The organism is Microcystis sp. LEGE 08355 (genome assembly GCF_015207185.1).
Classification (GTDB): Bacteria; Cyanobacteriota; Cyanobacteriia; order Cyanobacteriales; family Microcystaceae; genus Microcystis; species Microcystis panniformis.
This window is the reverse complement of sequence record NZ_JADEXI010000534.1, coordinates 1-3190: the sequence shown is the minus strand read 5'-3', so window position 1 is coordinate 3190 and position 3190 is coordinate 1. Positions and strand designations below refer to the sequence as shown.

Sequence of the window (3190 nt, the reverse complement as noted above, 5' to 3'; positions counted from 1 at the left end):
CTCTTGCATTATTGCCCAGATGATGGTTGGTTTAACTTAGCTTTCGCTTGCTGCCAGAAAACTGTTAATTCCTCTAGTGTATAGTCATGAAGAGGCTTTTCCGCCACAGATTCCACTAGGGAAAAACGTTGAATAAAACGCAGATTAGTCTCTTGTAAAGCGATACTGGGGTCTAAATTATACCAGCGAGCAAGATTGACAATAGTAAAGAGTAAATCGCCTAATTCGGCCTGTTGATGCTCTTTATCGCCCGATTCTAGGGACTCTTGCCATTCTGCCAACTCTTCGCCAAATTTTTCCCAGACTCCCGCGATATTTTCCCACTCAAAACCGACTCGCGCCGCTTGCCGAGAAATTTTCATCGCCCCGATCAAGGGTGGTAAAGTTTGGCCATAACGGGTTAATTTGCCACTAATAGTCGGGTCATTTTTTTCCTCAGCTTTGATTTTCTCCCAATTTTGACGCACCTGTTCGGGATTTTCTAGGGATAGATCCCCGAAAACGTGGGGATGACGACGAATTAATTTATCAGTGATGCCTCTAGCTACTTCTTCTAGGCTAAAATTACCCTCATCACTGGCAATTTGGGCTTGTAAAACCACCTGTAGCAGTAAATCGCCTAATTCCTCAGCAATGGCAGTTTTATCACCGCTTTTAATCGCCGCTACCACCTCATAAGCTTCCTCGATAACGTAGGGAATCAGGGTTGCCGGGGTTTGGGCTAAATCCCAAGGACAGCCGCTTTCTGGGTCTCGTAAACGGGCAACAACGCTGATTAAATGGTTTAATGCCGCTAAGATGGCCTTGTAGCGGGGATTGTCGTTTTCTGGAAGGCTAGACATCGATTTTTTCCGGTTTTCTCGCCCATTATACCGGTTATCAGTGATCAGTTATCAGTGATCAGTTATCAGATGTGAGTTTTCAGTTAACTGATTACTGTTTAAGTAGTCTTGCAAAATAAATTTCCTAGTACAATTATTTGTAGGATGGGTTAGCGGTAGCGTAACATAATCGAGCGTTGGGTTTCATGCTTCAACCCAACCTACGTTCATCTTATATTTAATTCCACCCACCTACTCATCTCCCTATCTTCCTAATATTCAGTCACAGCCTTTCTCATAATAGATGAAGTTTAACCTAATTTGAGCGAAGACCTACCCCCCAAAACGAAAACTTCGTACCTCACCATTCAGATAACTGCTTTAGCTAAATAACGATGAAAAAACCCGGTAAAACCGGGTTGCACTAGCTTGGAATCTGTATAGTCAACCGATAAAGCAGTTGAAAACTTAAATAAATCTAAATAGAAAAAAGGTAAGTAATTCCACTGTAAGAAAATCAGATTTAATGAATCATCCCGCAAGTTAGGGGACAAGAAGCATAAACAGCTTGATGAGAAGTTTTTGCCTCACCGTGTAACCAGTGCAACCAGCTAACTTCATGGGGATGAACACCTTTTGCTGCTAACAAAGCGGCACTAATTAGGATAGCCAAAATATTGATGCCAATAATCATTCCCGCCACTAAAAGCACGGAACTAACCGGTAAAACCGACTGTAAGATAATCGCCGACAATGCTCCCACTGTCATCATTAATACTACTAAAGGAAATCCCACTACTAATAAACAGACAGTGAGGACGAAACTCCAGAGAAGAAAGCTTTTTAGCATTGCTAAAGAAACGTGGCCCCAGTTATTTCTTGCGGTTAATTGCATCTTCCTGACCTCTTACAAACTTGGTGGTCTAACTTTTCTGCACGTCGGCTCAAAGTTGATGAGAACCAGTATAGGGAAAACACCGAAGAAGATGAGCTATTCGCAATATAAATTTACAATCATCGCTGATTATCTATGTTATATGTATCGAACTATTACAAGAATCGGCGAGATGTATCGAAAACTTTACAATCGGTTTCCCTTGATCCCCAATCCAATTTCCTACTGAAATCCTTGATCCCCGTCGATAATCCTTTCTTGTCTCCCTGTCCGCAGATTTTTCCTCGTCTCCTTGTAACAAATCTTTACAAGTACCTCTAGAATTCTCAGAAAATAAGTGGAGGACAGTAACCAGTAATCAGTCACCAGCAATCAGTAAACTGAAAACTCGCATTTGTCACAGAATTGACATCTGGCTGTTATAGTCCTGACAAATGAGAGTTATATGCTAAAGTTAATCCAGCAAAGGAATAAATTATTTCCCCTAGCCCAGCTTTCCTCAAGCTTCCCACACAGGGCCTAGGGGAAGTTTATTTTTCTGCCATGGACGAAAACCGCTACCCGGCCCGAAAAGAAAATTTTTCTAGAACTTGAGGAGCCTTGAGAGCAGGGAAGACAGTCAGGCAGACTAACCTCAAAAGGTTTTTGGAGCGAAAATATAGTTTCTTGCCTTTCTGTCTCCCTAAACACGGTCTTAGCTCTGATGGCGAGCATAATCATCCTGAAAACGGACTATATCATCCTCTCCTAAATACTCCCCATTCTGCACTTCAATTAACACCAATTTGATCACCCCGGGGTTTTCCAGACGGTGAGCCGTACACTGCGGCACATAAGTGGACTGATTGGCTCCGAGAATTTCTTCGTTATCTCCACAGGTGACTTTTGCCGTTCCCGAAACCACAATCCAGTGTTCACTGCGATGGTAGTGCATCTGTAAACTGAGACGATGACCCGGATTCACTTCAATTCGCTTGATTTTATAACCAAGACCTTCTTCTAGAGTCGTGAAAGAACCCCAAGGCCTAAATTCTGTTGCTGCCGATTCTACGCTCGAAATAAGCTGAAATGGTACCACATCTTGAGATGCGATCATTATATTATGTCTCCATTGCTAGGTCTGATTTTAGTCCAAGATAGCAGCAAAAACCCTAGATGGCATCTAAATCAGTGATCAGTAAACAGTAAACCGAAAACTCACATCTGATCACTGATCACTAATTCACTCTTCGTCGGTGTTGAGAATACGGGGAACCCGGAAATAATCCCCTTCTGGAGCCGGCGATTCCTGCACTAAGACCTCGTGATCGGGATAAAGTCTATTACCATCGGCGCGAGTGATATTTTGAATTTCGATCGCTCGCGTGGTGGGTGGCACATTTTCCGTGTCTAATTCGCTTAACTGCTCGAAATAATCGAGGATTCCGCTTAATTGCAGGGCAAATTGTTCTTCTTCGCCGCTATTAATCTCTAA

General features: G+C 42.7%; 4 protein-coding genes. All 4 read right to left on the bottom strand.

Features of this window, described 5'->3' with window-relative positions; genetic code table 11:
• Positions 1–8: 8 nt before the first annotated feature.
• The gene (mazG, locus tag IQ242_RS20610) at positions 9–842 is read right to left on the bottom strand and encodes a nucleoside triphosphate pyrophosphohydrolase (protein WP_193961236.1); all 834 of its coding nucleotides are present in this window, start codon (positions 840–842) and stop codon (positions 9–11) included.
• Positions 843–1344: 502 nt separating this feature from the next.
• A complete protein-coding gene (locus tag IQ242_RS20605) occupies positions 1345–1716 on the bottom strand; it encodes a hypothetical protein (RefSeq protein ID WP_002760125.1) in 372 nt (123 codons plus the stop codon).
• Positions 1717–2410: 694 nt separating this feature from the next.
• On the bottom strand, positions 2411–2812 hold the full coding sequence (locus IQ242_RS20600; RefSeq protein WP_002770115.1) for a phosphomannose isomerase type II C-terminal cupin domain: 402 nt from the start codon (positions 2810–2812) through the stop codon (positions 2411–2413).
• Between the two features lie 126 nt (positions 2813–2938).
• The coding region (gene gatC / locus IQ242_RS20595; RefSeq protein WP_193961235.1) for an Asp-tRNA(Asn)/Glu-tRNA(Gln) amidotransferase subunit GatC at positions 2939–3190 on the bottom strand (252 nt) is incomplete at its 5' end.

Coding starts and splice junctions, on each gene's coding strand:
- mazG (WP_193961236.1), bottom strand. CDS start 842: ATGTCTAGCCTTCCAGAAAACGACAATCCCCGCTACAAGGCCATCTTA.
- IQ242_RS20605 (WP_002760125.1), bottom strand. CDS start 1,716: ATGCAATTAACCGCAAGAAATAACTGGGGCCACGTTTCTTTAGCAATG.
- IQ242_RS20600 (WP_002770115.1), bottom strand. CDS start 2,812: ATGATCGCATCTCAAGATGTGGTACCATTTCAGCTTATTTCGAGCGTA.